The sequence below is a fragment of the Actinomadura rubrisoli genome (assembly GCF_004349215.1).
GTDB lineage: Bacteria > Actinomycetota > Actinomycetes > Streptosporangiales > Streptosporangiaceae > Spirillospora > Spirillospora rubrisoli.
In genome coordinates, this window is record NZ_SMKU01000102.1 from 1 (window position 1) to 26,611 (window position 26,611).

Consider the following 26,611-nt stretch of genomic DNA (forward strand, 5'->3'; position numbering starts at 1 on the left):
GCGTCGGCAGCGTCAGAGGTGTATAAGAGACAGCCCCGCCTCTGGACCCCGCCCCCGGCGGTCGGGGAGGGGCCGTAGGCAGTCCGGCGATGTCCCTGGCGAGACCTCTCGTTCGGATGCACGTCGGCCGACCGGTGACGGGCCCTCACCGGCGCGGGCGTCCGGCTGGGCACAACGTCCAGACCCGACCGCCAGCCATTGGGGCCTCACTGCCCGGGTAGATCCTCGCGGTAGACCGCGTGGTCAGTCGAAGCGGATGCATCTGGTTGAGTCGAGGTTCATCCCGGTCGCCCTGGCCTCGCCTCCGCTGATGTCGACCCCGCCGCCGGCCATGGGGGCGTTGAGCGGCGGCATGGTGGCCGGGTCGGAAGGGTGTGTGCGCAGGTGAGCGCCGAAGGCGTCCTTGGTCTGGATGATCGTTTCGGCTTCCGTGTCCGTGTTGGGCCAGGAGATGATCAGGTGCTCTTCGGCGATCTCATCGAGGTTGTCCACGGCTTCGGCTCGGTGCCCGGCGTCGCGGCCTCGGGTGTGCACGCGCAGCCGGTAAAGGCCTGGCCCGGCCGAGGCCAAGTCGGGTAGCAGTGCGGCCTCCGGGGCGGCGGGTCGGAACCGGCCGCTGGGGGAGGTGAAAGTTACCTCGACGATGTCCTCCCACGCGGTGACATCGGCTGGGGGTGGTTCCTGGGCGGGCAGTACCGTGACGCGGACGTAGCCGGTCAGGGTGCCGGTGCACACGCACGCGGCCCCGTCGCCGAGCACTCCGACCAGGCCGCCAGTGCCGGTGTGGTAGAGCAGCGGCTGTGTCGTGGCCGGGTCGATCAGGTGGTAGCACCCGTTGTCGACGGTCAGCGCCGTGGTGTGTTCGCTCACGCCCAGGAACCTGCTTACTGCTGCTCGGGTGGCTTCGCACGCGTTTGCGCGGTTGGGGTGGTTACTGCCTTGCTATGAAGGTTGAGCGTAGGAGGAGGGCCATGTGCTCGCCGATCTTGGTGGTGTCCCATTCGCGGTTGAGCAGCAGTGTTTCGGTTACGCCGTTGGAGATGAGGGCCAGGAGCATGTCGGTGGCGGTGTCGACCGTCCAGCCGGGTGCCAGGACGCCCTCGTCGTCCAGTGGGGATACCGCGTGTACTCACTCGCGGGAGTTCCGATGCTCCCTGCCTTCCAGTCCGCGAGCGTCTTGGACAGCGGGCCGTAAAAATCCCTCATCTTCGCGCTGCCTCCGGAGTCCTTCCGGAACCTCGTCCGGGACGTCAAGGCGGGCGAGCTCGACGCCCCGTAACTGCTCACGAACCCCGCGCAGAACCCCCAGTCAAGACGAGACCCCGGGGATAATCGAGTTGTTCGGGGAGTCGAGCCAGATCGTTTGACCCTCCGGGGTCACGGTGAGACCGAAGTGTGTCGGCTCTGGCTTGCCGGACTGAAGCCACCACTCGTAGGCGGTCTCAAGCTCGTCCCACAACCCGCTCTACGTACCCAACTCCGGCATCCGCGTGGAGGCCCGATCACGGGAGCTTCCCGTCGTCGCGCGAGACGTCAGCGCAACCACACGTCGCACTCGACCGATCTCGCTAAACGAGCTTGCTCCTCTTGGAGCGACCTATTCACGCCCCTCGTTGCTCCAGGCCATGCCTGCTCATCACCCCCCGCTGTCGGCGACGTACACGGCAAAACAGAGTTGCAGATTTCCGGTCAACCTACGTTGCAGGTCACAGGCGGCGGCGGCGTCGGGCGGTGGAGGGGCGATGTCGCGTGGCCGCCCGGTCACCGCTTGCCGCCGCATGCACCCGGCTCGCCGCCCGCATCGGAACCGCCGCTGCTCGCGGGCCGCCAAGCACTGATACTCGGCCGGATCGTCCCCCTACCCCGTGACCGCGACCACCAGAGACAGTGCCCTCAGCCACGTCAGGCCCGTCACGGCGACGATCATCGAGACGAGTCCGACGGCCGGCCCGACGGGGCAAAGCGCGACATGACTTCGAATCGCGACATATCGAGGGGTCGTTCGCTCCTTATTGGCGGGCTGAACGGCAAGGTAGCGGAGTACGGGGTTCAGCCCTGGTTGTGTCTGGGCGTTTGGTTACGACAACAGGAGAGACGACTACCATGCCGGTGCCTTCGGTCTCCATCGTTGCTGGCAGTTCACCTGCTCTGTCGAGTGTGGGGGCCAGACCGGCGGCACGGACCCTTTCTGAGGCTCGTGCCGTGCATGACGATGTCATGGACGGAGATCGAACACGGCGGCACAGGCCATGGGACCGGGAGAACCGGTACGACGAAGTGCCCGAACCGATCAATCCGGACGACGCAAGAGGAGGAGAATCGCAATGGCAGAGCATCTGGCCGACTCCCTGCTCCGCAATAGGGTGGAAGTGCCATATGAACCGAACGAGACCGCAGTCGCGATAGGGCAACGACGGCCCAGCATGTTCCTTTGTCCCATCGCGCCCCCGCCCCCCAATCCCGACATGGACCGTGCGCGCGCTCATACCCTCGAATGGGTGCAGGAAATGGGGATCATCACTACCGATTCCGCTCTCGGAAAACTGGATGATCAACGCCATGACTTCTGGTCGGCGGTGACCTTCCCCACGGCCAGAGGTGACATCTTCGACCTGCAGAACGACTGGGTCGTATGGCTGGCCATGTACGACGATTACAACGAGGTGCGCGACACCTCATTGCGCGGAACGCTCGCCGAGGATTCGACGGCGGTCCTCTACGACGCTCCGGCACCGATCACCACGGACACCAATCCGTTGACCCGAGGATTGGCGGACCTGTGGCGACGGACCAGGGAATATGACATGTCGCCACAGTGGTTCAAGCGCTTGGCAAAATGGATGTCGTACTTCATCGAAATGGAAAAGAAGGAGGCAGAGTGGAGGCGTGATCGCACGTGGCTGACTCTTGACCGCTATCTCGAATACCGAATGTGGATCGGGTGTATCCCCGGCCTTCCGTACCTCGACATGCTCAGCCACGGCGCCGAGCCGAGCGAACGCATGATGAACACCCCCGAAATCCGCACCTTGATGCGCCTCACCAGCGACTATTCGTTCCTAGTGAACGACGTCTACGGCTACGACCGCGACCAGGGGTGGGGAGATCACCTCAACACGGTGGTGATCCTGCAACACGACCGCGACCACGACCTCGAAGCAGCGATCGGGGAGACCATCTCGATGGCCGACGCGGCGATGCGCAGCTACATGAGAGTGCGCGGCACCGTGCCCACAATGCACGAGGAGATGGACATACCTGCCGACGAACGCGCCAACACCTTCCTCTTCGTCGGAGCGCTGGACAATTGGTGCCGGGCGGTGTTCGATTATCACCTCGTCAGCGCACGATATTCTCAAATACCGCCGAAACTCGACCATCACCAAGCCGCGTGGATCGCGGAACAGACCGGGTGGAGCGACCGCGATGGGAGAGGCGAAATCGCCGGGGCGGGACCATCGACCTACGTCGGCCCCGGCGGTACCCGATGACGACCATCGACGCGATCAGGCCTGTGCCCGGCGCGTGGCCGATACTGGGCCACACCCCTCACCTTCTGCGCGACCCTCTGGGCTTTGTGCGCTCCCTGCCCGCCTATGGCGATCTGGTGGAGATACGCATCGCGGCCCAGAAGGTCATCGTGGTGTGCGACCCGAGCCTGACCCGCCACGTTCTCGGCTCCGACCGGATCTACGACAAGGGCGGACGGATGTTCGACCGGCTGCGGGAAGTGGCCGGCAGCGGCATCGGAGGATGTCCCCACGCAGACCACCGCAGGCAACGCCGCGCCGTCCAACGGGCCTTCGCCCCGTCCCGCATTCCGACCTACGCCGTCGCGATGACAGCGCAGAGCCGACACATGACCGACTCCTGGAGCGACGGCCAACTCATCGACGTCTACGACGAAACGCACCACCTCATCACCCTCATCGCCATCACCACCCTGTTCGCCGACAGCATCACCGCCGGCCGGCTCACCGAGGCAGAGAAGGACGTGCGCACCGTGATGAGCGGCATCTACCGGCGCATGATCACACCGGCCGCGCTCAGCCATCTGCCCACACCGGGCGGGCTCCGCTACGACCGCGCCCGTGCCCGCCTGCGCGACCTCATCAGAATGATCATCGCCGAACGTCGCGCCACCGGCGCCGACCACGACGACCTGCTGTCGGAGATCGTCACTCCGCCCTCGGCCCAGCACACGGCGCTGTCCGACACAGAGATCGAAGACCAGGTCATGACGTTCTTCCTCGCCGGTGTCGAGACCAGTGCCAATACACTCGCCTGGACCATGTACCTACTGGCCCGGCACCCAGAGATCCAGCACAGGCTGCACAAAGAGATCGACACCGTGTTGACCGGACGGCCCGTGACAACCGCCGATCTTCCCGACCTTCCACTGACAGGCCGGATCGTCACAGAAAGCCTCCGCCTGTATCCGCCCGGCTGGTTCCTCACCCGCATGACCACGACGGAGACGAGGCTCGCCGGAAGCCCGCTCCCGGCCGGCTCGGTCCTGGCCTACAGCCCCTACCTCATCCACCATCGACCAGACGTCGTCCCCCGCCCCGAGACGTTCGATCCGGACCGGTGGAACGACCACACATCGGCCCTGGATCCGCGCAGCGCGATCCTTCCCTTCAGCTCGGGACCCCGCAAATGCATCGGCGACACCTTCGCGGTCACAGAGATGTGCATCGCCCTGGCCTCGATCTGCGCTCGCTTCACTCTGCAGTCGGTATCGAACCGCCCCGTACGCCCCGCCCTGAGCGCACAACTGCACCCCCGCAAGTTCCGTCTGCGAGTCGCAACACGGGAGACTGCGCCACGAACTCCGCATTGAGCTGGATCGCCCAGCCCTAACCTCGGGCTTTCACCGGCCGGTGGATCAGAATGGCCGTTTCAATAAGAAAAGTGCCTTCGGGCTGGGAGAATAGGGCTTGCCGAGAGTAACACCCAGCGGCAGCACGACGCCTTCGACCCGATCTGCCTGAAGGTCATCGAGGAGAAGACCAGCTGAAGATCGAGGACCGGCCCGACCTCTTCACCGCGCTGTCCTACATCCGCGAGGGCGAGCTGCTGACCGTCCAGGAGGTCGGCCGCCTCGGCCGCAACCTCCTGGAAGGGCTGATCGTCCTGAACGACCTGTTCCAGCGCGGCATCGGCGTCAAGGTCCTGGAGGGCGTCGCGGCCGGCGAGCACACCGACGCTCCCTCATCCTGGATCTGGCTCTCGCCCTGGCCGAGGACCGCCGCCGCGACATCGTCCGCAAGACCCGCAACGGCCTGGAAGCCGCCCGCAAACGCGGCCGGGTCGGCGGCCGCCGACCGGTCGTCGACGACGACAAGCGCGCCGCCATCCTCGACCGGCGCCGACGCGGCGAATCCATCCGCACCATCGCCGCCGGCGTCAAGGTCTCCGTCGGCGTCGTCCACAAGACCCTCACCGAAGCCCAGCCCGACATCCAGCGGGCCGTCGAGGACACTCCCGCTGACCATCCCTCAGGCCACCTGAGGTTGCCCCCGCCGCCAGACGAGGCAACCTCAGCGTTGCCCCGGCCGGGGAACGTGTGTCGGGGCCGCTGATATGGCGCGCGTCAAGGCGTTGCCCGGCAGGGCATGTCCCGGTTCTCGGGACCCCTCCCATGCCCGTCCCAGATGATGGGGACTCACGCCGAGGAAGTGGGGGAGTGGGATGTTTGGTCGATTCGGTCGACGAGGCGGTGGCGCGAGAGGGGAGGACCGTGATGCCGCCGCCGAGAAGGCTTTCGAGCGGGGCCAGCGGGAGTTCGCGGCGGGCCGCTACGCCGCTGCGGCCGCCGTGTTCCGCGAGGTGGTGGCGCTGACGCCCGACTCGCCGAACTCACAGTTCCTCCTCGGTGCCTCCCTGTTCAATTCGGGTGACTCACGGGGCGCCGTCGATCCGCTGCGCGCGTGCCTCGCGATGCGGCCCGACCACGCGGAAGCACACTTCGCCCTTGGCATGTCACTCGGTCGCCAGCACCAGATCGACGACGCCGTGGAGCACATCGCGAAGGGCGCTTCGCTCGGCGACCGGAAGGCGCTCGACATGCTGCCGAAACTCGGCGCCGACTACTGCCGCACATGCAGCGGCGCAGCCCGGTTCGGCCAGATCGACAACCCCGACGCGGACATCATCGTCGGCACCCACGATGGGTTCGGATGGACCTGCGCGGACTGCCGCACGGTCCTCTGCGGTACTTGCGTTTCGGGTGGCCACGCCAGGTCATTCGTACTGGTTTGCCCCAGCTGTGGCGGCAGGCTACGGCCACTGACCCGGTAACTCGTGCGGCGCGGGCGGTTCCGGGGCCCGGCAGGCCCGGGAAGCGGGCGCGGCCTGCCGGGCCCGGGACCGCGTCCCGCACAGGGTCGGGCCCGTGGTGCGTGTACGCGTACCTCTTCGGGCCGGCCCCCGGGGGCCGTCGACGTCCACCAGGGGCCGTGACCGCCGACGAACCCGACTGCCTGCCGCCGGGTTCGGCGTGGCAGTCACATAACCACGATTATGTGAGACCCGGGGCGCCAGAGTGACCGGGTGGTCGCGCCGTCGTGAGCGGCCGCCCGTCCCCACCGGGCGCCGGGCGTCCGGTTGTGGGCAGATCCGCGGTGCCGGGGACGGCATCGGCGCGGGGTCCCTACGGTCGGCCCGTGGGTGAGACAACGGCGGGCGGGGCGTCAAGCGGCGGTGGCGGGCAGCGCGGGCAGGGCGCCGTGGAGCCGGTGCGGGAGGTGCCGCGGCCGGTCGCGGGCGAGCCGCGGCCGGCGGTGCGGGTGCTGCCGTGGTGGGCCTACACGCTGAGCGCGGCCGTGACGGCCGGGCTGATGGGGCTGGCGATCTGGTGGCTGCTGGACGAGGCCGGCGGCGACGCCAAGCTGCGGATCGAGGCGATCCGCACCGGGCTGACCGTCGGGCTCGGCGCGGGCGGCGCGTTCGCGCTGGTCATCAACGCCCGTCGTCAATGGCTGCAGGAACGCGCGCACAACCACCAGGAACGGGCGGATGCGATTCAGCACGCCCACCAGCTGCGGCTGGCCGAGGCCACCGAACACGACGCGGCCGAACGACGGATCACCGAGCTGTACAACGCTGCCGCCGAGCAGCTCGGCTCCGACAAGGCACCGGTCCGGCTGACCGCGCTGTACACCCTGGAACGCCTGGCCGACGACAACCAGCGGCACCGGCAGACCATCGTCAACATCGTCTGCGCGTACCTGAGGATGCCGTTCACCCCGCCCACCGCACCGCCGGGCCCGGAGGCCGAACACCGCGAGCGGGCCCGCCGCAGCGCCGCCCGTTACCGCGCCGCCCGCGAGGACCGGCCCGGCCTCACCGGCCCCGCACGGCCGCCGGAACCCGACCCGCATGAGGAACTGCAGGTCCGCCTCACCGCACAACGCCTCCTGCACACCCACCTGCAACCCGACGCCGACGTCCACTGGAGCGACATCTCCCTGGACCTGACCGGCGCCACCCTCACCGACTTCACCCTCGCCGGCTGCCACCTGCACACCGCCGACTTCACCGGCGCCACCTTCACCGGGGACGCCATATTCAACAAGGCGACCTTCACCGGGGACGCCGAGTTCAGCGCGGCGGCCTTCACCGGGAACGTCTGGTTTAACGAGGCGGCCTTCACCGGGACCGCCTGGTTTCGCGAGGCGACCTTCACCAGGCACGCCTGGTTTGGCGTGGCGGCCTTCACCGGGACCGCCTGGTTTGGCGAGGCGACCTTCTCCGGGGACGCCGGGTTCGACGAGGCGACCTTCTCCGGGGACGCGGAGTTCGGCGTGGCGGCCTTCACCGGGACCGCCTGGTTTGGCGAGGCGACCTTCTCCGGGGACGCCAGGTTCGGCGCGGCGACCTTCTCCGGGACCGCCATGTTCGGCGAGGCGGCCTTCACCGGGGACGCCGAGTTCGGCGCGGCGACCTTCTCCGGGGACGCCAGGTTCGGCGCGGCGACCTTCTCCGGGAACGTCGGGTTCGGCACGGCGACCTTCTCCGGGGACGCCGCGTTCAACGAGACGACCTTTACCGGGAACGCCGTGTTCCGCGCGGCGAGCTTCGCGGGTTTTGCTGGTTTGGGTCGAGCGTCCTTCTCACGTGGGATCAACCTGGAAGCAGCGACGGTGGCCAATGTCAGGTCGGCGCATCAGATCCCGGCCGGGTGGCAGATCCAACCAACCGGGGGGACCGGGGGCCGCTTCGTACCGGCCGGGGCCGCATAGCCGTCTGGGCCGTGAGGTTTGCGCAGACCGCGACGTCTCCTACCCGTGGCCTGCACGAACAGGCCGGACTTGCGGCGTAGGGCCCGTTAACGACAGTCCTGGTTGTGTCGCGCGGGCCGGGTGGGCGATCGGGCTCCGCCACCTGCTGAGCATCGACGACACCGAGGGCGAAGTCGATCACGAGGCCGTTCGCGAGGCCAACGAGCTGCAGCCCCGAGCGACGCCGCCGCCGGCCCGTTCGGTACACCGGTCGGTTTACGGACAGTACCGCGAACTCTGTCCGCCGCCGGCCGGGGCCTGTGAACGGGTGGCGGGGCCGGGGCGTCGGAGCCGGTATGAGCGATCGGATGAGGCGGTTACGCCGCCGGGGGCAGTACGAGCTGGCGCGGCCGGGCGCCCGGGTCATCGGGGTGGTGCTGGCCGGGGCGGGCTTGGCTGTGCTGGCGGTGGTGTACGCGGTGGCGTTGTGGAAGATGCCGGCCTGGATGGGGCTGGAGGGTAAGGGCGGTGATGCCAAGGATCGGCACAACGCCCGGCTTTTGGTGGTGTCGGCCGGTGGTGCGGTGGTGGTGGCGATCTCGCTGCTGTACACCGCTCGCAACTACCGGCTCTCCCACCGTGGGCAGGTGACGGATCGCTTCACCAAGGCTCTGGAGCGGCTCTCCTCCGACGACATCGACGCCCGTCTGGGCGGCATCTACACCCTGGCGCACGTCGCCAAGGATTCCCGTCCCCATCACGACGACGTGGTGGAGGTGCTGGAGGCGTTCGTGCGCCGCCGCGTTCCCACTGCCCGCTGCGACGACGGCCAGCCGACCCTGGGCCGGCCGCGCCGCCTGCCCGTCCGGCCCGAGGTCGACGTCCAGGCCGCGCTGACCGCGCTCGGCACCCGGCCGCACCGTCCCGAACGCCGCCGGTTAGACCTCAGCAACCTCCACCTCGCCCAGGCCCGCCTACAGGGCGCGAACCTGCGGGGCGCGGCCCTGGAGGGCGCGGACCTGCGGGGGTATCAGGGGAATGTCGGCGGCGGAGATCCGGGAGGTGGCGTGGGTGGACGGGCGGACCCGGTTCTAGCCGTCCTGGCGGTCAATGGGGCCGGGGCGGGCCGCCGGTGATCTCTATACCGGACGGTATTTCCAATCTCGCGCCCCTTGTCCGGGAGAGGGCGCCGACTTGGCGGGCGCGAACCTGCGCAGGGTGACCGGCCAGTCTGAGCAGGAGATCCGGGCCATGGCGCTAGTGGATGAGGACACTCGGTTCTGAGGCGTCCAAAAACGATCGGATATGAGAACTGCCGTACGGCGTCCGCTCGGCTGGCGTTCGCGCAGGTCATGTCGTCTCAGAACCCGCGCCCATTTCGTTGCCGCGTGGTGGGGTGGAGCCTCTCGCGTGCTCCACCCCTGTATCCCTGTGCCGTCGCACATGCCGCATTAGTCCCTTGCTACGAAGGTTGAGTGTAGGAGGAGGGCCATGTGCTCGCCGATCTTGGTGGTGTCCCATTCGCGGTTGAGCAGCAGTGTCTCGGTTACGCCGTTGGAGATGAGGGCCAGGAGCATGTCGGTGGCGGTGTCGACCGTCCAGCCGGGTGCCAGGACGCCCTCGTCGTGCAGGCGGATCATCAGGGCGCGGTTGGTCTCCTGGCGCCAGAAGAGGGCGGTCTCCCAGTGCCGGGCGGCGTCGGGGTCGCTGCCCGCCTCGCGTTCCACGGCGCGGGAGACCGCGAGGATGCGGGACATGACCTCGGCGTGCCGGTGCGCGAACACCTCCAGGGCGCCCACCGCGTCGGGGGCGTCGCCGACCGGGGCGAAGCGGCCCTCCAGGTCCTCGACCTCGTTCACGTAGCCGAACAGCTCGCTGATCAGGTCGGCCCGGGACGAGAAGTGCAGGTAGACGGCCCGTCTGGACACCCCGGCCCGCGCGGCCACGGCCGCCATCGTGGTGGCCGCCATGCCCTGCTCCTCGACGAGCTCGCGCGCGGCCCGCAGCAGTGCGGCCCGTGACCGCCTGCTCCGCGCGTTCCGCGGCTCCTCGATCGACCTGCTCATCCCTCCATGGTCCCAGGCCGGGTCGCCCTTGCCAGTAAGTGCACAGCATGTGTAGTTTGCTGAAGTGCGCAGTGTGTGTAGTTATGGGGGGTGGACGGGTTGCGGGGAAACCGCTGGTGGCTGGTCATGGGGGCCGGGCTGGTCGTGTTCATGGCCACCCTCGACACCAGCATCGTGGCCGTGGCGCTCCCGGCCCTGGAGCACGACTTCGGGGTTCGGACGGCCAGTACCGAGTGGGTCGTCCTCGGCTACCTGCTCCCGCTGGTGGCCCTCACCCTCCCGGCGGGGCGCTGGCTCGACCGGACGGGCCCGCGCTCGGCGCTCCTCCTCGCCGTCGGCGGCTTTGTCCTGAGCAGCCTCGCCGCCGGGGTGGCCCCCGTCCTCGCGGTCCTGGTGGCCGCCCGCGTCGCCCAAGGCGCGTTCGCCGGGGTCCTGTTCGCCCTGATCCCCGCGATCACGATGCGGGCCGTGGCCCCCTCTCTTGCGGGACGGGCGAGCGCGCTGGTGATGACGCTCGGGCCCCTGGGGGCGGTCAGCGGGCCCGCGCTGGGCGGGCTGATCGTCCAGGCGTGGGACTGGCCGTGGATCTTCTATATCAACGTCCCTGCGGGTCTTCTCGTGATGGCGATCGTCCTGGCGAACATGCCGTCCGACCGGCTCGGGCCGCCGGACCGCGCGGCCCTGGGGGAGACGGCGCTCCTCGGCAGCGCCACCGGCGCTCTTCTCCTGGCGTTCTCGCTCTCGGCGAGCGCCGGGCCCCTGTGGGCGGTGCTCGCCGTGGCGGCCGTCCCGCCCCTGATCGCCTGGTGGCGGACGCCGTCCAGCCGGCCCGTCCGGGACCTCATGCGGAACCCGCCCGTCGCGGGTCCGGTGGCCACCGTCCTGCTGAACGCCCTGGCGATCTCCCTGGTCGAGTTCCTGGTGCCCTTCTACCTGCAAAGGACCCTGGACCTGTCGCCGGTGGCCACGTCGACGACGATCCTGGCCTTCCCCATCGCGATGGTCGTCGCCGGTCCCGCCGGCGGCCTGCTGGGCGACCGCTGGGGACGGGCCCGGACCGCCGCCCTCGGCGTCGCGGTCACGACCCTCGGCACGCTGCTGCTCGTCCCGGCGGCTCCGGACTGGCACGCGTCCCACCTGGCCTGGCGTCTCGCGGTCGTCGGCCTGGGCACCGGCCTGTTCGCCGGGCCGAGCTTCGCGATGATCATGTCGACGGCGCCGCCCGGCCTTCAGGGCACCGCCGGGGCCGCGCAGAGCCTGGCCCGCCAGCTGGGCTTCTCCCTCGGTCCCGCTCTGGCCACCACCACGTGGGCGCTGTCGGGCTACTCGCTGACCGGCATGCGCACCGGGTTCGCCTTGGCGACCGGCGCGGGGGTCACGGCGCTGCTCTTCCTATACTGGACGGGGCGCCGCCCGCGAGTGTCAACCGCGCTCCAGGACGGTCTCCAGCAGGCCGAGCGGCGGAGCGCCGAGGTCGAGTAGCGCGGAGTGGAAGCGCGGCAGGGAGAACTCGGGGCCCCACATGTCCCTGGCCTTGTCGCGGAGCCCGCGGATCGCGAGCTTGCCCGGCGTGTAGGCGAAACCGGACGCCGGGTCGAGGAGGCTCCGGCGTGCCGCTCCCCGGGCGGCAGGACCGTCCAGGAACGCGTCCTCGGAGAACCGGTGCTCGGCCTCCTCCGCCGACATCGCGCCGGTGTGCAGGCCGATCGCACAGGCCAGCCGGGTGACCCGCCACAGGGCGTCGCGGTACGCCCCGACCGCGACCCGCGGATCGTGGGCGCGGAAGCCCTCCTCCACGGCGAGTTCTTCGCAGTAGTGCGCCCATCCCTCGGTGAACCCCTCCGACAGCAGGACGCGGCGGACGTCGGTGGGCGCGCGGCGCCTGGCCATGCCGTGCGAGAAGTGCCCGGGGGCCACCTCGTGGACGGCGATGTTGGGCAGCGTCGTCCGGCTGTAGACCGACAGCCACGCCTCCTGGTCGCGCGGTGACGCGGACGGGCCGGACGGGTTGACCCGGAACCAGCTCGGCCCCTCGGGCTCATAGGGGGCGGCGGTCGTCATCGTCGCCACCTCCAGCGGCTGCGACGGCGGCGTCGTGCCGACCAGGCACTCACCCCCGGTGTACGGGACGAGCCCGCGTTCGGCGGTCCAGGTGATGACCTCCTCCGTCAGCGCGCGCGCCTCGGCGACCAGGTCGTGGCCGTCCGGGTGGTCGGCCAGCAGGATCCGGACGGTCTCGGCGGCGGGCGCGTCCGGATCGACGCGGCGGCACGCCTCCTCCAGCAGGGCGCGCACCCGATCGCGCTCCGCCTCGCCCTGGGCCGCGAGGTCGTCCAGGTCGATGGCGCACGCCTCGGCCGAGGAGATCAGGCGGGCGAGCGCGTCCCCGCCGAGCACCGCGGACGGCGCGCCGCGCTCGGCCAGGGACTCCAGGTGCGCCACCAGCCGCGCGTGAGCCGTCCGGGACGCGTCGGACGCGTCGTCCCGCGTGAGGAAGAAGCCGAGCCCGCGCGCAGCCGGAAGCATCGCCTCCGCGACGGGCGCGGGCACCAGGTCGAGTGTCCGCACCGCGACGTCCACCGCGTCCGGCCAGGCGCGCAGGTGGGCGCGGCGGGCGGCGCGCCGATCCTCCACAAGCGCGTACGCCCGGTCGTAGCAGGCGAGGTCGAGGTTCTGGATGTGCAGCAGCGGCGCGGCCCGATGCACTTCGAGTTCGGCGAACCGGACGCGCAGGGCCTCTTCCGCCGCGCTCGCCTGGGCCTCGTCGTGTGGGTCCGCGTACGGTGCTCCGCCGAGCGCCGCGAGGCCGCGCTTCACCCCCTCCGCCGACAGGTCCTGGACGATCCCGTCGTACTCGTGGAGCCCGGCCATCTCCCGGGCGGACGGCACCGTCAGATCGCATATGGCCCGCAACCGGCCGTCCGTCATTTCCTTGCTCATCCAGGTCACTCCCGCTCCGTGGCTGTATCCAGCGCTAGCGTGGCAGGCCGGATCACAGGCCACCCGAGCCAATGGAGCGGAAAGTGGACCGTTATCGCAGCGCGGAAGAGCTGGTCGAGATCCTTGGCGACTGGGTCACCGCCTCGGGTCCGCTCTACGCGCGGCTCGCCGCCGCCGTGGAGCGCGCCATCGACTCCGGCGACCTGGAGACGGGCGAGCGGCTGCCGTCCGAACGCGACCTCGCCAGGACCCTCGTGGTCAGCCGCGCCACCGTCGCCGCCGCCTACGACGGGCTGCGGGGGCGCGGGCTGGTGGACAGCCGCCAGGGCAGCGGCACTCGCGTCGCCCATCGCGCCTCCGGCCATCCACCGGGCGCCGACGGGCGGGTCCCGGGCGGCCGGGCGACCTCGATCTTCCAGCGCTTCGTCGACGGCCCCGGCGAGGTGATCTCGCTGGCCTACGCGATCGAGGGGCCCGTCCCCGACCTCCGCCAGGCGCTGCTGGACCTCGTCCGCGAAGACCTGCCGCACCTGACCGCCGACGCCGGGTACCACCCGCGGGGCCTGCCGGCGCTGCGGGCGGCGGTCGCCGCGCACCTCGGCGGGCTCGGCCTGCCCACGTCCCCTGACCAGGTTCTCGTCACGGCCGGCGCCTCGCAGGCCATCGGCCTCGCCGCCCAGATGTACCTGCGCCGGCGCTCGGCCGTGGTGGTCGAGTCGCCGGGCTGGCCGGGCTGCTTCGACGTGTTCCGCGCGGCCGGTGCGGAGTTGCGCGGCGTGCGCCTGGACGAGGAGGGCGCCCGCGCGGACGAGATCGAGCGGGCCCTCAACGACCGGCGGCCGTCCCTGATGTTCCTGATGCCGACCTACCACAACCCGACCGGGACGCTGATGTCGGCGGCCAGGCGGGCGCGGATCGCTCGGCTGGCCGAGCGGCACGGCGTCCCGGTGCTGGAGGACAACGCCTACACCGGCCTCGCGGGCGGGACGCCGCCCCCGATCGCCGCGTTCGGCGGGGCCGGTGCCGAGATCCTCACCGTGGGCTCGCTCGCGAAGGCCGTGTGGGGCGGCCTGCGCATCGGCTGGGTGCGTGCCCCGGCCGGGGCCGCCGAGCGCCTCGCCCGGCACAAGGCCCTCGCCGATCTCGGCAGCCCCGTCCTGGACCAGGCGCTGGCCGCCCGGCTCCTGCCGCGGCTCCACGAGTTGGAGGCCCGGCGCTCGGCCGCCGCCCGGCAGCGGCTGGACCATCTGACCGGCCTGCTGCGGGAGCGCTTCCCCGCCTGGCGCTGGACCGCGCCAGACGGAGGGGCCGCCCTGTGGATCGAGCTTCCGCGGATCGACGCCCGCTCCTTCGCCCACGTCGCGCTGCGCCACGGCGTCGAGATCGTCCCCGGTGCCGCGATGGACCCGGACGGCGGGCACGACCACTACATCCGGCTGCCGTTCACCTTTCCGGCCGAGACGCTCACCGAACTCGTCGACCGGCTCGGACGGGCCTGGGCGGAGCTCCGGCGATCGGCGTCCTATCCGGATCTGGTCCTCTGATCCGGCCGCATGGCGGACGTGCCGCTCGACTCGCTGGCCTGAATCGGTCAGGTGCCAGGGCGCGTCCGGCTCTAGGGAATTGCCACGACCGCCCATGTCAGAGCCGGAAACGGAGGGTAAACCCGAAACTTCGATAAGTGAGATGAGTGCACGATTGTCGTCCTACTATGACCGGCGTGTCGATTGCCCGGATGTCCCCTGCGGCCCAGAGAAAGTGGAGCACTCCGCGCTGGCTGTGGACGGCGATGGCCGCCGCCGTGGGGCTGGCGCTGGCGTTCTGGGTGTGCGCGACGGGCGTCCTGTTCGGCGGGCAGTCGGCGGTGGGGTCGGTGGAGGACAGGGGCGTCCCCGCCTTCGTCAGCGCCCGCATCGCCCACGCCGCGCTCTCGGACGCCGACCGGGCCGTGTGGCAGAGCTTCCGGACCGGTGCCGCTCAGCTGATCGGTCCCGGCCAGCGGTTCCGGGACGACCTCACGACCGCCGCCGACAACCTCGCGCGCATCGCCGAGCTGGACCTCGGCGGAGGCGCGGGACGCGACGCGCTCCAGGCCGTGAACGCGCAGGTCGTGACCTATCAGGGCCTCGTCGAGCAGGCCGACGCGTCCTATCGCGAGGGCCTGGTGCCGCTCGGCCTCGCCTACCTCGGCTACGCCTCGGACCTGCTGCGCCGCTCTGACGGGCTGCTCGTCAGCATCGAGAACATCGCCGCGTACGGTGAGGATGCCGCCCACGGCTGGCGCCACTCCGCCTGGGCCGGTTCCGCCGCCGCGCTCACGACCGTCGGCCTCGGCGTCGCGCTCCTCGCCGTCCTGGTCCACATCCAGGTCGCGATGGCCCGGCGGTTCCGGCGGCTCCTGAACGTGCCGCTGCTCGCCGCGTCCGCCGTGCTGGCCGGGCTGCTGGTCTGGACGACGGCCACGTTCTTCCAGGTCGACCACTCCCTGTCCACCGCGTACGACACCAGGTTGCCCGCCCTCGACCGGACGCTGGAATCCCAGATCGTCACGGCCGACACCGGTGCCAAGGCGCTCAGGGACAACCGTTCCGCCGGCGAGGCCGGCGGCCTGAACGTCGCGGCGGCGGAGACGGCCCAGGAGCCGCTGAAGGACGAGTTGGCCGACGCCTCCGACACCGGGGGGCTCATGGCGGGGCTCCCGCTGCTGACCCTCGCGGTGGCGGGCCTCGCCGCCTCGGGCGTCTGGTTCCGGCTCCGCGAGTTCTGGAGATGACCGTGCGACTCCTCGCAGCCCTCGTCCTGCTCTGCGGGCTCACCGCCGCCTGCGGCTCGGCGCCGGACAAGACCGTCACCGTGCTCGGCACCTGGACGGGGTCGGAGGCGGACGCGTTCAAGGCGGTGCTGTCGGAGTTCGAGAAGGAGACCGGCTTCAAGGCCCGCTACACCGGCAACCGCGACGCCCGCGCCCTCCTGGCCAGCGAGCTGCACAACGGGCGTCCGCACGACACCGCCCTCTTCGCCAACTCAGGCGAGCTGCGGAGCTACGCGGCGGCGGGCGCCCTGCGGCCACTCGGCCCCCCGGAGAACGACCTGACCACCGCCACCGGCCCGAGGGGCCGCCGCTCGTACGGGATCGTCGTCAAGGCGTCGGTGAAGAGCCTCATCTGGTACGACCCGCGGACGATCTCCCCGGACCTGCGCGGCCGCCTGGCCGCGCGGCAGAGCTGGGAGGGCTTCGCCAGGACGGCGGCCGAACTGGCGCCCCGGCCCTGGTGCCTGGGGCTCGCCGACAGGTCCAACTCGGGCTGGCCCGGGACCGACTGGATCGAGGACATCCTGCTGCACGAGGAAGGACCCGAGGTCTACGACGACTGGGTGTCCGGACGACTGGACTGGACGTCCGCCCCCATGCGCAGGGCCTGGCAGAGGTTCGGCTCGATCGTGGCGGGCAGCGGCACCCGGAGCATCCTGACCACCGACTACGAGAAGGCGGGCGCGTCGATGGCCCCGCCCGGCTGCCGCCTCACCCACGCGGCGTCCTTCTTCACCGCGTTCCAGAGCCGGTCCGGGGGCCGCGACTTCGTCCCCTTCCCGGGTGGCCAGGCGGTCGAGGTCGGCGGCGACTTCCTCGGCGTGTTCCACGACACCGAGCCCGCGCGCAGGCTCGTCGCCTACCTCACCACGGTCCGCGCCCAGAAGAAATGGATCAAGCAGCAGGGCAGCGGCGCCTTCTCCCTCAATCCCGCCGTGCAGCCGGGCGACTACCCCGACGCGCTTTCCCAGCGCATCGCGCGGATCCTCAAGACCGCGGAGAAGGACGTGCACTTCGACGCCTCCGACTCCATGCCGACCGTCATGGCCGCCGCGTTCAACCACGCCGTCCTGGAGTTCACCGCCGACCCCCGGCGCCTCGACACGATCCTCGGCGCGCTCGATAAGGTCCGCCGCGCCACCCCTTCCACTACCTGAGCGCGGCCCACGCGATGAGTTTCGCCGTCACCGGCGGTCTCATCTTGTAGAGCCAATGGAAGGAGATCGGTGATGACCAAGCTCGACAAGGAGTTCACGGTGCCCCTCCTCAAGAGCCCCGCCAAGGGCGGCTGGACCTATGTGGTCTGGCCCGGATCGGTGGAGTTCTTCGGGACGAGGGGCCTGGTCAAGGTGCGGGGCACCATCGACGGAGAGCCGTTCCAGGGCTCTTTCATGGCCCTCGGCGACGGGACCCACAAGCTCGCGGTGAAGGCGGAGATCCGGGATGCGATCGGCAAGGACGTGGGCGACGACGTCACCGTCCGCCTCAGCGAGCGCGTCCGCTAGCGAGCGAGCGCACGGGCGCGGACCCGGCGGACGAGCCGCCGGGACCGCGCCCGCTGCCGTCAGCGGCCCTGGAGGGACTTGACGTTGTCGCCGAACGTCCAGTTCTTCGAGCCGTCCCAGTTGATGGACCAGTCCATCAGGCCCTTGAGGTTGCCGTTGAAGCTGTTCCACGCCTGGGCCACCAGGCCCGGCGACATGTAGCCGCCGCCCGCGCCCGGCTGGGCGGGCAGTCCCGGGACCTGCTTGTCAAGGGGGACCCGGATCGTGGTGCCCTGGATGACGAGGCCCTTGTCGAGGCACTGGGTCTGCACGACGAAGCCCTGGACGGTGCCCGCCTGGTAGGAGTCACCGGAGCACCCGTACATGCTGCCGTTGTAGTACTGCATGTTCAGCCACCACAGCCGGCCGTTGTCGGCGTACTTCTTGATGATCGGCAGGTAGGCGCCCCAGATCGAGCCGTAGGTGACGCTGCCGCCGGTGACGTACGCGGTCTCGGGCGCCATCGTGAGCCCGAAGTTGGGCGGCATCTGGGCGAGCACGCCGTCGATGATGCGCATGAGGTTCGACTGCGACACCGACGGCTGGGTGATGCTGTTGCCGCCCGCGAGGCCGGTCTCGATGTCGATGTCGATGCCGTCGAAGTTGTACTTCTTCAGGATCGGCACGACCGTGGCGACGAACTTGTCCGCGGTGGCGCTGGAGTTGAGGTCGATGCCGGCGGCGGCGCCGCCGATCGACATCAGGATGGTGGCGCCGGCCTCCTTCGCCGCGCACATCTCGGCGGGCGTGGAGACCTTCACGGTCGCGTCCATCCCGTCCTCCCACTTGGCGGTGCCGTCCGAGAGGATCACGGGGAACGCCGCGTTGAACACGTTGTAGCCGTGCTGCTTCATCCGCGGGTCGGTGATCGGGGTCCAGCCGAACGGCGGGTGCACGCCGTTGATCGCGCCGTCCCAGTTCTCCCAGTAGCCCTGGAGCACCTTGCCCGCCGGCTTCGACTTGACCGCGCAGGTGTCACCGGCCGGCGGAGTCGTCGGCGGGTCGGTCGGCGGCGTGGTCGGCGGCGTGGTGGGCGGCGTCGAGGTGTCGCACGCGCCGAGGTCCTTCCACAGCGTCGGGGTGGCGGCGGGGTTCCAGCCGGCGCCCGCGTGGGCGGTGTGGGCGGAGCGGGCCTCATATCCCCGGTCGCTGTAGGCGACCTTGGTACCGGCCGTGTAGGCGGTGCCCTCCGCCCAGGCCGGGAAGGTGCAGGCGATGGCGGGGGCGGCTTGGGCGGACGAGGCGCGCTCGGAGAGCCCGACCAGGGCACCGAGCGACAGGACGAGCGCCGCGACGGCGGCGGCCAGTGCGGCCGCAGCCGCCGACCAGCGCCTGTGCGTGTAGTTCACGAGTCGACTCCTCAGTTGACGGGGACACAGAGGAGCCGGCGCAGAGCCCAACAATCCCGCGGACGGGACCCTCCCAGGCGCAAGGCGATACGGCCGGCGTGGACGCCAGTGCCAGGGTAACCGCGGACATGCGGGCCGGAAAGACCTCATTCAGCCGGTCTGGAACCCACTGTTTGGCAGTTCTTCACCTACCGGCCAGGGCAGCCGCGACCTGGGCGGCCGGAGCGTCGGTGGCCTCGCGGAAGGACTCGCCAGCCCACAGGTTGACCGTGTCCGGGTCGTCCTGGGCCGCGGCCGCCTTCCGGAGCGGGGACGTGACGTGGTGGACGTCCGGGTAGGCGGCGGGCGCGTGCGCCGAGTGCTCGATGAGGAAGCGGTTCACCAGGCCGCGCGCGGGCCGTCCGCTGAACGCCCGGGTCATCGCGGTCGAGGTGAAGCGGGGATCGGCCAGGGCCGCCTTGTGGACGGCGCTCGCCCCGCTCTCCGGGCAGCGCACGAACGCCGTCCCGGCCTGGGCCGCGACCGCGCCGAGCGATAGGACCTCCGCGACGTCCCGCGCGGTGGCCAGGCCGCCGGTGGCGATGAGGGGCCGGGACGTGGCGTCGCGGACCCGCCGGAGCAGCGTCCGGAGGGGGAGCGCGCCGTCCAGTGTGTTGGTGAACGAGCCGCGGTGCGCTCCGGCCTCCGAGCCCTGGACGCACAACGCGTCGGCGTCGCCGGACGAACGGGCCTCGTCCACCGTCGTGACGGTGACGATCACGACGGTGCCGCGGCCCTGGAAGGCCCGGACCACCTCCGGCGCGGGACGGCCGAAGGTGAAGCTGACGAACGCGGGCGGATCGTCCAGCAGATCGGCGATCTTGGCGTCGTAGTCGTCGTCGCGGGCGGCGGGCGTGCCGGGGGCGACGCCCAGGCGCTCGGCCTCGGGGGCGAGGCGGTCGCGGTAGGCGGCGACGGCCGGGGCGTCGACCTCGTCCAGGGACGGCATGAAGACGTTCATGCCGAACGGGCGGGACGTGAGGCGCCGGGTGGCGTCGATGTCCTCGCGCATGGCCGCGGCGGTCTTGTACCCGGCGGCGAGGAAGCCGAGGCCGCCCGCCTCCGACACGGCGGCGGCGAGCGCGGGCGTCGACGCCCCGCCCGCCATGGGCGCCTGGACGATCCTGAGTTCCGGCCACGCCGGGCCGGTCACCGCGTCGCTTGTCACAATCGGCAAGATAGCCCGCGGGACACCGGGCGCCGCGCCCGGACTCACGAACCATGAACCGGCGCTGACCGAAAGGGACCTCGATGCGGGTGCTCCTGCACTACGACATGGACCATTCCGAACCCGGCCTGGACATCGTGAGCTGCTCGGAGCAGGACGACGGGCGCCTCGCCGAGCTGCTGCCGGACACCGAGGTCATCTGGCACGTGCTACGGCCGCTGACCGCCGCCGACATGGACCGGGCGCCGAAGCTCAGGCTGATCCAGAAGCTCGGCACGGGCGTCAACACCATCGACCTGGACGCGGCCGCCGAGCGCGGAGTCCAGGTGGCCAACATGCCGGGCCGGAACGCGCAGGCGGTCGCGGAGACCAGCCTGCTGCTGGCACTGGCCGCGCTGCGCCGCGTCGTGCCGTTCGACGCGCGGACGCGGCGCGGCGAGGGCTGGCCCGCGGGCCGCGGCCTCGTCGGCGGCGAGCTGCGCGGGCGGACGGTCGGGCTGCTCGGCGGCGGGGAGATCGCCGGGCTGCTGCGCGGGATGCTGGAGGCGATCGGCGCGACGGTCGTGTTCACGTCCCGCCGGCCGCGCCACGACGACCCCGCCTGGATGGAGCTGGACGATCTGCTCCGCGTCAGCGACATCGTCTCCGTCCACATCCCGCTCACCGACGAGACGCACCACCTGCTCGACGCCGACAGGCTGGCCCTCCTCCCGTCCGGCGCCATCGTGGTCAACACGGCGCGCGGCGCGGTGATCGACGAGAAGGCGCTGGTGGCGGCGCTGAAGTCGGGGCATCTCGGCGGCGCGGGGCTGGACGTGTTCGAGACCGAGCCGGTGGATCCGGGCAACCCGCTGCTCGCCCTCGGCAACGTCGTGGTGATGCCGCACGTCGCGTGGCTGACGCGCGAGACGTGGGACCGCTACTTCGCGGTCGCGGCGGAGAACTGCCGCCGCCTGGCGCGCGGCGACGAACTCCTCCACCGCGTCCGCTAGGGTCCACCGCGTCCGCTAGGGCGTCGTCACGGGATCAGGACGGGCTTGACGGTCTTGCCCGCGACCGCGTCGGCCTCGGCCCGGTTGATCTCGCCGAGCGGGTACGTCCGGATCAGCCGGTCGAACGGGAACCGTCCCTGCCGCCACAGCTCGATCATCTTCGGGATGAACGTGTGCGGGACGGCGTCGCCCTCGATGATGCCCTTGACGGTGCGTCCCATCAGCAGGAGGTTCGCGTCCAGCCGGTACTCCTGGGCGCCGACGCCGACCAGGCCGCAGACGCCCGTCGTGCGCAGGCCCGCGACCGCCGCCGCGACGACGTCCGGGACGGCGGTCGTGTCCAGCGCGAACTGGATGCCCTCGCCACCGGAGATCTCCCGGACCCGCGCGGCGAGGTCGTCGTCCGCGCCGTCCAGGACGTGGGTCGCGCCCAGCTCGCGGGCCAGATCGAGCCGCGACTCGTTCAGGTCGACCGCGACGATCGTGGTGGCTCCGGCGACGCGGGCGGCCATCACGGCGGACAGCCCGACCGCGCCCGCGCCGAACACCGCGATCCCGTCCCCGGCCCGCACGCCGAGCGAGATCAGGACGGACGCGGCGCCGGTCTGCACGCCGCATCCCAGCGGCCCGAGCAGCTCCAGCGGGACGTCGCGGCGCACGGGCACGACGTTGCGGACCGTCCCGAGCGCGTGGGTGGCGAACGACGACTGCCCGAACCACCGGTTGTGGACGGGCCCACCCTCGGCGTCGGTGACGCGCGGAACGCCGTCCAGCGGCGCGGCGGCCATGTTGAGTTCCGGCAGCCGCGGGCAGTTGCCGGGCCGGGACGCGCGGCAGGTGCCGCACGTCCCGCACGAGTCGAACGACATGACCACCGGGTCGCCCACGGCGAGCCCGGTGACGCCGGGCCCGACGGCGTCCACCACGCCGGAGCCCTCGTGCCCGAGGATCACCGGCAGGGCGATCGGGCCGCCGGGCGCGCGCCCGACCAGGTCGGTGTGGCACATCCCGGCGCCCGCGATCTTGACGACCACCTCGCCGGGCCCCGGGTCCGCCAGCTCCAGCGGCTCGATGGCGTAGGGGGCGTCGGCGGCGCGCAGCACCGCGGCGTCGATCCGCATGGCCGCCCTTTCAGACGAGGGAGTAGCGGACGGGCAGCCGCTTGAGCCCGCCGACGAACGTGGTCGCGACGCTCTCGGGCGTCCCGGCCAGCTCGATCGAGCCGAGCCGCGGCAGCAGCTCCTCGAAGAACGCGCGGACCTCGATGCGGGCCAGCGCGGCGCCCAGGCAGTAGTGGACGCCGAACCCGAACGCCAGGTGCTTGTTCGGGTCGCGGCCGACGTCGAAGCGGAACGGGTCGCCGAACACCTCCTCGTCCCGGTTCGCCGACGGGTAGGACAGCAGCACCGACTCGCCCTCGCGGATCGTGACGCCGCCCAGCTCGCAGTCCCGCGACGCGGTGCGCATGAACTCCTTGACGGGCGTGACCCAGCGGATCATCTCGTCCACCGCGAGGGGCATCAGACCGGGCTCGGCGCGCAGCCGGTCGAGCTGGTCGGGGTGCTCGATGAGCGCCTGGAGCCCGCCCGCGATCGTCGCGCTGGTGGTGTCGTGACCCGCCGTGGCGACGATGACGTAGTACGAGGCGGTGTCGAAGTCGTTCAGCGGCGCGCCGTCGACGGTCGCGTTGGCGATGGCGGAGGCGAGGTCGTCGGTCGGGTTCTCGCGGCGCGCCTCGGTGAGCTTCTGGAAGTAGGCGAAGAAGTCCAGCAGGACCGCGACCTTCTCTTCGCTGGACGTGCCGCGCTGGAAGTCGTCGTCGTCCCCGCCGAACAGCTCCTGCGTGAGCTTGAGCATCCGGTCGTAATCGCTCTCGGGCAGCCCGAGCAGCGACAGGATCACCTGCAGCGGGAAGTGCACGGCGACCTGCTGGGCGAAGTCGCACTCCCCGCCGAGCTCGACCATCCGGTCGACGTACCGGCGGGCCAGCTCCCGGACCCGCGGTTCGAGGGCCCGCATCGCACGCGGACGGAACCAGTCGGCGCCGATCGCCCGGACGACGCGGTGGTCGGGATCGTCCATGTGGACGAGCGTGCGCAGCGCGACGCCCTGCTCCTGCCGCTGCCGGTTGATCTCGTCGAACTCGGCGGTGGCGAGCATCGGGCGGGGCGCGTTGAGGAACAGGGCGTGGTCGCGCTCGACCTCCATGACGTCGGCGTGTCTCGTGACCGCCCAGAAGGGGTTGTAGCCCGGCTTCTCCACGCGGTGCACGGGCGAGTCGCGGCGCAGCAGCGCGAGCGCCTCGTGCAGGCGCCGGTCGTCGGCGTAGGCCCTCGGGTCGGCGAGCGTGAGGCCCGCCTCGTCCACGGTCAGGGTCATGCATGAGCTCCTTGGTCGCGGTAGCCGTCCGCCAAAGGGAACCTAGAAGCCGAATCCCGTTCGGTCAATCATCTAGATGTCCCCGAAGTCCCCGTGTCGCCCGTGGCCCTGCGCGAATCGCTGGGCACCCGTCACCGCATCATCCAACGAACCGAGCCCGTAGCCGTACTCGACAGCGATGGCGTCCTCGTCGACCTGGCCTTCGACCTCCAACACGGACAAACGGTCGTTACGCAGGCACGTCTGGGGAAACCGGGCGATCTCGACGGCCAGCTCCTCGGCCGCCTCCCGCGACCTCCCGGACGGGACGAGCCGGTTCGCGAGCCCGATGTCGAACGCCTCCCGCCCGCCCACCGGCCGTCCCGTCAGGACGAGGTCCATCGCGCGGCCGGTGCCGACCAGCCGCGGCAGCCGGAACGTCCCGCCGTCCATCAGCGGGACGCCCCAGCGGCGGCAGAAGACACCGAACGTCGCGTCCTCCTCCACGACCCGCAGGTCGCACCAGAGCGCCAGCTCCATCCCGCCCGCCACCGCGTGCCCGGCGACCGCCGCGATCACCGGCTTGGACAGCCGGATCCGCGTGCAGCCCAGCGGCCCATCGGCCGGCGGCGGATCGATCCGCGGCATGTGCTCGGTGCCGATCGACGTGAGGTCGGCCCCCGCGCAGAACGTCCCGCCCTCGCCCCACAGCACCGCGACGCTCGCCGAGCCGTCCTCGTCGAACGCGCGGAACGCCGCCGCCAGCTCCGCCGCAGTCGGCCCGTCCACCGCGTTCCGGACCTCCGGCCGCGACAGGATCACGGTGGTGACGGGCCCGCTGTGCTCCGTCCGGACGGTCATCTCACGCCTCCACATCGACGAACGCGCCATCGGCCAGGTCCTTGAAGCGCTCCAGATCCTCCGCCGGGGCGTCGATCCCGCGCAGCGGCCCCCTATCGGCCAAGCGGCTCCGGGCATAGAGCCGCGCGACCAGCGCCTTGCGGTCACCACCCGAATCGGCCCGCTCCCAACCGGCCTGCTCCAGCAGCAGCGCCGCCGCGTACACGTCCGCCATGTACTGGGCCAACGGATACAGACGCGCCTCCGCCGTGGACGCGTCAAGGCCACGCCACCGCTCGATCGCCTCACGCAGGTTCCCGATGCGCTCGCCCACCAGATCGGCCGTCTCGTCGTCCCCGCCCGGCGCGCGCCGGACGGCCTCGGTGAGCCGGTCAAGGAACGGCTCGTGCGCGTCCTGCCGTTCGATCGCCCGCCGGACGTCCAGGCACAGGATGTTGTCACCGCCCTCCCAGATGGGATTCACCTGCGCGTCCCGCAGGAGCCGCGCGACCGGCCACTGCTCGATGTAGCCGTTCCCGCCATGGATCTCGATCGCGTCACTGGCCGCCGTCACACCGAGCCGCGCAGCCCGCAACTTGATGAGCGCGGCGCCCACCCGCAGCCGGGGCCGTCCCAGGTACCCGTCGAACACCAGCGCCTGGACGGCCTCCGTCTCCACGATGAGCTCGGCGAGCTTCCTCCGCATCAGCGGCTGCTCGTCCAAGGCGGCGCCGAACGCCTCCCTGGCCCGCGTGTAGCACATCGACTCCACCAGCGACCGCCGCGCGCACCCGAGACCCATCATCGAGATGCCCAGCCGGGCGCCGTTCGTCAGCTCCATCATCCGGGCGAGCCCTTTGCCGTCCCCGGCCCCGCTCGACGCCGGGGCCAGCAGGAACGCCTCCGCGTCGGTGAACTCGATCTCCGCCGAGGCGACCGACCGCGTGCCGAGCTTGTCCTTCAGCCGCCGGATCCTCACCCCGTTGCGCGACCCGTCCCGGCGCTCCTTCAGCACAAGGAACGGGACGATCCCGCGCACCCCGTCTGCCGCCCCCTCCGGCTTGGCCAGCACCACGTACGCCGACCCGTTCGCATTGGACGCGAACCACTTGAACCCGTTGAGCCGCCACGCGTCCCCGTCCGGCGTCGCGGTCGACTCCAGCGCGCCGAGATCGGACCCGCCCGCCCGCTCGGTGAGCATCTGCGCCGCCTCGCCGGAGAACTCCCCGGCCGCGAACAGATCCCGCACGCGCGCCTTCACCTCGTCCGGCGCGAACAGCTCGGTGAGGCCCACCACCATGTCGCCGCCGGTGCCCAGCGCGCACGCCATGCCGATGTCGGCCTGGTCGAGCAGATAGCTCCAGGCGACGCCCAGCGGCACCGGATCGACCCCCTCGCCCAGGGCCTCCTCGACGAACCCGGGCCGCGTGAACGACGTCGCCACGATGTCCCTGCGCGCCGCCTCGAACGACGGCGGCATGACCACCTCGCTGACGTCCCGTCCCCACCGGTCGTACTTCTCCAGCCGCGGCGGGTTCCGATCGGTCTCCTCGGCGCGCTCGGCGACCGGCCCGCCCATCAGCGCGCCCATCTCCCGCAGCCGCGGCTCGGCCCAGCCGAACCCGTCCCCGAGATGCCGCCGCATCAGGAACCGCAGCGTGGGGTCGCAGTCGTACCAGTTGCGCCCCACCGCCCCCCGGTAGCGCTCCGTCGCGTACCGGCGCGCCTTCTCCGCGCCGCCGAACGGGAGCCGGTCGAACGACTCGATCAGGTAAGAGGCCATACCCGAACATTACGCTCCAGTATTATCTGACGGAAGACTGTAATCTCACCTCCGGCTCCCCCTCCTTCCGGTCTCCGGTGACGGTAGGGTCACAACCAGACATGACCGCGCACACCCCGGAGATCCGCCCGCTCACCGCACGTTCGGTGGTCTTGAGCACGCTGCTGGGCGTCCACCCGCCCCGCCTCCCCGCCCGCTACCTCGTCCGCGCCGGCGAGCTGTTCGGCATCGCCGAGGGAACGATCCGCGTCGCCCTCTCCCGCATGGTCACCTCCGGCGACCTCGTCCAGACCGACGGCATGTACGGCCTCAGCGCACGCCTCCTGGCCCGCCAGACACGCCAGGACGAGAGCCGCCTGCCCCACACCCGCCCCTGGGACGGCGCCTGGGAGATCGCCGTCATCACCGCCGAACGCCGTCCCGCGACCGAGCGCGCCGCCCTCCGCCAGGCCATGTCCGCCCTCCGCCTCGCCGAACTCCGCGAGGGCACCTGGC

General features: G+C 71.1%; 21 protein-coding genes and 1 pseudogene. 13 read left to right on the forward strand and 9 right to left on the reverse strand.

Going from position 1 to position 26,611, the window contains the following annotated elements; translation table 11 throughout:
- Positions 1-243: 243 nt before the first annotated feature.
- Complete coding sequence (locus tag E1298_RS19955) at positions 244-870, reverse strand: hypothetical protein (RefSeq protein WP_131895415.1); 627 nt, start codon at positions 868-870, stop codon at positions 244-246.
- A 1,454-nt stretch (positions 871-2,324) separates the two neighbouring features.
- Between E1298_RS19955 and E1298_RS19960 the strand changes: the two genes are divergently transcribed.
- From E1298_RS19960 to E1298_RS19985, 6 genes are all read left to right on the forward strand, one after another.
- Positions 2,325-3,491, forward strand: coding sequence for a terpene synthase family protein (locus E1298_RS19960; RefSeq protein ID WP_131895417.1), 1,167 nt, complete (start codon positions 2,325-2,327; stop codon positions 3,489-3,491).
- Positions 3,488-4,843, forward strand: coding sequence for a cytochrome P450 (locus tag E1298_RS19965; RefSeq protein WP_131895419.1), 1,356 nt, complete (start codon positions 3,488-3,490; stop codon positions 4,841-4,843). The genes E1298_RS19960 and E1298_RS19965 overlap by 4 nt, the downstream gene beginning before the upstream one ends.
- Positions 4,844-5,079: 236 nt before the next feature.
- Positions 5,080-5,514 (forward strand): hypothetical protein, encoded by a 435-nt coding sequence (locus E1298_RS19970; RefSeq protein ID WP_243725687.1) that lies wholly within the window; start codon positions 5,080-5,082, stop codon positions 5,512-5,514.
- Positions 5,515-5,694: 180 nt separating this feature from the next.
- Positions 5,695-6,303, forward strand: coding sequence for a tetratricopeptide repeat protein (locus E1298_RS19975; RefSeq protein WP_131895421.1), 609 nt, complete (start codon positions 5,695-5,697; stop codon positions 6,301-6,303).
- 365 nt (positions 6,304-6,668) lie between these two features.
- On the forward strand, positions 6,669-8,246 hold the full coding sequence (locus tag E1298_RS19980) for a pentapeptide repeat-containing protein (RefSeq protein WP_131895423.1): 1,578 nt from the start codon (positions 6,669-6,671) through the stop codon (positions 8,244-8,246).
- A gap of 335 nt (positions 8,247-8,581) precedes the next feature.
- Complete coding sequence (locus tag E1298_RS19985) at positions 8,582-9,361, forward strand: pentapeptide repeat-containing protein (RefSeq protein WP_131895425.1); 780 nt, start codon at positions 8,582-8,584, stop codon at positions 9,359-9,361.
- A gap of 315 nt (positions 9,362-9,676) precedes the next feature.
- On the opposite strand, the gene E1298_RS19990 is transcribed toward E1298_RS19985, so the two are convergent.
- Positions 9,677-10,291, reverse strand: a complete 615-nt coding sequence (locus tag E1298_RS19990; protein ID WP_131895427.1) for a TetR/AcrR family transcriptional regulator — start codon at positions 10,289-10,291, stop codon at positions 9,677-9,679.
- Between the two features lie 99 nt (positions 10,292-10,390).
- Between E1298_RS19990 and E1298_RS19995 the strand changes: the two genes are divergently transcribed.
- Positions 10,391-11,773, forward strand: a complete 1,383-nt coding sequence (locus tag E1298_RS19995; RefSeq protein ID WP_131895429.1) for an MFS transporter — start codon at positions 10,391-10,393, stop codon at positions 11,771-11,773.
- Here E1298_RS19995 and E1298_RS20000 read toward each other — a convergent pair.
- Positions 11,714-13,231, reverse strand: a complete 1,518-nt coding sequence (locus E1298_RS20000; RefSeq protein WP_243725685.1) for a DUF885 family protein — start codon at positions 13,229-13,231, stop codon at positions 11,714-11,716. The genes E1298_RS19995 and E1298_RS20000 overlap by 60 nt on opposite strands.
- Positions 13,232-13,314: 83 nt before the next feature.
- Here E1298_RS20000 and E1298_RS20005 point away from each other — a divergent pair, with 83 nt between their 5' ends.
- The 4 genes from E1298_RS20005 to E1298_RS20020 all read left to right on the forward strand — a co-directional run bounded on the left by E1298_RS20005 (position 13,315) and on the right by E1298_RS20020 (position 17,548).
- Positions 13,315-14,775 carry an aminotransferase-like domain-containing protein gene (locus E1298_RS20005; RefSeq protein ID WP_207944745.1) on the forward strand — a complete coding sequence of 487 codons (1,461 nt, stop codon included), beginning with the start codon at positions 13,315-13,317 and terminating at the stop codon, positions 14,773-14,775.
- A gap of 176 nt (positions 14,776-14,951) precedes the next feature.
- A complete protein-coding gene (locus tag E1298_RS20010; protein ID WP_131895433.1) occupies positions 14,952-16,004 on the forward strand; it encodes a hypothetical protein in 1,053 nt (350 codons plus the stop codon).
- Complete coding sequence (locus E1298_RS20015; protein WP_131895435.1) at positions 16,001-17,200, forward strand: extracellular solute-binding protein; 1,200 nt, start codon at positions 16,001-16,003, stop codon at positions 17,198-17,200. The genes E1298_RS20010 and E1298_RS20015 overlap by 4 nt, the downstream gene beginning before the upstream one ends.
- 72 nt (positions 17,201-17,272) lie before the next feature.
- Positions 17,273-17,548: a DUF1905 domain-containing protein gene (locus E1298_RS20020; protein ID WP_131895437.1), complete on the forward strand. Its 276-nt coding sequence runs from the start codon at positions 17,273-17,275 to the stop codon at positions 17,546-17,548.
- A 59-nt stretch (positions 17,549-17,607) separates the two neighbouring features.
- Here E1298_RS20020 and E1298_RS20025 read toward each other — a convergent pair whose 3' ends face one another.
- Entirely contained in the window at positions 17,608-18,936 is a 1,329-nt protein-coding gene (locus E1298_RS20025) for a carbohydrate-binding protein (RefSeq protein ID WP_243725686.1), read from the reverse strand.
- A 184-nt stretch (positions 18,937-19,120) separates the two neighbouring features.
- Positions 19,121-20,143, reverse strand: a complete 1,023-nt coding sequence (locus E1298_RS20030; RefSeq protein ID WP_279498805.1) for a nitronate monooxygenase — start codon at positions 20,141-20,143, stop codon at positions 19,121-19,123.
- A gap of 83 nt (positions 20,144-20,226) precedes the next feature.
- On the opposite strand from E1298_RS20030, the gene E1298_RS20035 reads away from it, so the two are divergent.
- Positions 20,227-21,135, forward strand: a complete 909-nt coding sequence (locus E1298_RS20035) for an NAD(P)-dependent oxidoreductase (RefSeq protein ID WP_131895439.1) — start codon at positions 20,227-20,229, stop codon at positions 21,133-21,135.
- 26 nt (positions 21,136-21,161) lie between these two features.
- Here E1298_RS20035 and E1298_RS20040 read toward each other — a convergent pair whose 3' ends face one another.
- The 4 genes from E1298_RS20040 to E1298_RS20055 form a co-directional block, all read right to left on the reverse strand.
- Entirely contained in the window at positions 21,162-22,256 is a 1,095-nt protein-coding gene (locus tag E1298_RS20040) for an NAD(P)-dependent alcohol dehydrogenase (protein ID WP_131895441.1), read from the reverse strand.
- 10 nt (positions 22,257-22,266) lie between these two features.
- Entirely contained in the window at positions 22,267-23,514 is a 1,248-nt protein-coding gene (locus E1298_RS20045; RefSeq protein ID WP_131895443.1) for a cytochrome P450, read from the reverse strand.
- 72 nt (positions 23,515-23,586) lie between these two features.
- On the reverse strand, positions 23,587-24,354 hold the full coding sequence (locus E1298_RS20050; RefSeq protein ID WP_131895445.1) for a crotonase/enoyl-CoA hydratase family protein: 768 nt from the start codon (positions 24,352-24,354) through the stop codon (positions 23,587-23,589).
- A gap of 1 nt (position 24,355) precedes the next feature.
- Entirely contained in the window at positions 24,356-26,116 is a 1,761-nt protein-coding gene (locus tag E1298_RS20055; protein ID WP_131895447.1) for an acyl-CoA dehydrogenase family protein, read from the reverse strand.
- A gap of 101 nt (positions 26,117-26,217) precedes the next feature.
- Here E1298_RS20055 and E1298_RS20060 point away from each other — a divergent pair.
- Positions 26,218-26,611: pseudogene (locus tag E1298_RS20060) on the forward strand (PaaX domain-containing protein, C- domain protein); the annotation flags it as partial.